The organism is Gillisia xinjiangensis (genome assembly GCF_046298265.1).
GTDB classification, from domain to species: Bacteria; Bacteroidota; Bacteroidia; order Flavobacteriales; family Flavobacteriaceae; genus Gillisia; species Gillisia xinjiangensis.
In genome coordinates, this window is record NZ_JBKAHK010000025.1 from 1 (window position 1) to 1023 (window position 1023).

The 1023-nt window shown below is 44.1% G+C and carries 1 protein-coding gene; it reads right to left on the reverse strand.

Going from position 1 to position 1023, the window contains the following annotated elements; genetic code table 11:
- Positions 1 to 1023 (reverse strand): DUF7507 domain-containing protein (locus ACKGJN_RS16255; protein WP_409540616.1); only part of this gene is annotated, 1023 nt, incomplete at both ends.

Sequence of the window (1023 nt, forward strand, 5' to 3'; positions counted from 1 at the left end):
ATCATAAGTCACGTCATTGCTGAACAATGGGGTGCCGGTATAATCTACATCAGTTGTTGCAGTCACATCCGTTACGCTAAACGCATAGGTCTCATCCGTAGCCGAAGCCGTGGTCATCGTTACCGTATGGGTCAAGTCTGTGCCTTCTATTTCTGTCGCATCCGTGATCGCCTCTACCGCCGCCGTATCATCATCCGTAATCGTTCCTGTGGCACTAGCACTTTCATTAGCGGTATTACCACTTGCAACTGTTACAGTTAAAGTGAATGCTTCATCGTTTTCATCAACAATATCCTGATTACTTGGTACAACAAACAATACTTCAGTTGTTCCTGAAGGGATTGTAATATTGCCACTTATCCAAGTCTGATATGTTACTCCACCATCAACACTGTACTGTATAGGTGTTTGAGTGTAATCATCATTCGAAGTCGTCACATTCGTAAAGCTAGGAATAAAAGTCACATCAGTCGTGCTATTTCCAGATAAAGTAATTTCAAAAACTAAAGCGTCTCCTTCAGTTACAGTTACATTATTTACAAAAATGGTTTGCAGTGCCTCTACTGTATCGCTGCCTGTGGCAGGAGTCATCGGAGTAGCTGTTCCTGTATTGTCATTGTAAGTACCGTTGGCACTAGCCGTATTGGTAAAGTAACCTAAGTCTAAGTCTGACTGGGTTACCGTATAAGTGGCACTGTAAATCCAGGTTTCGCTTACATCAAGGATTTCGTCTAAGTTCGTGTCACCACTTGCATAAGTCGGTCCTGTTGTGGCCTGTGGATCAGTTACTACTACTGAACGGATGGCTACGTTACCGGTGTTGTCTACCAATATTTCGTAGGTAATCACATCTCCTACTGCTGCGTAAGTCTGGCCGGCAGGATTATCTGACTTAGTAACTGTCCATGAGGCATTAACTAGTGGCGTTACAGCCTCAGTATCTGTATTGTTGTCTGTATTAGGATCGTACTGGTCGCTATCGGTGATGGTAGCTGTATTCAGGTACTCACCAGCTGCGCCGGT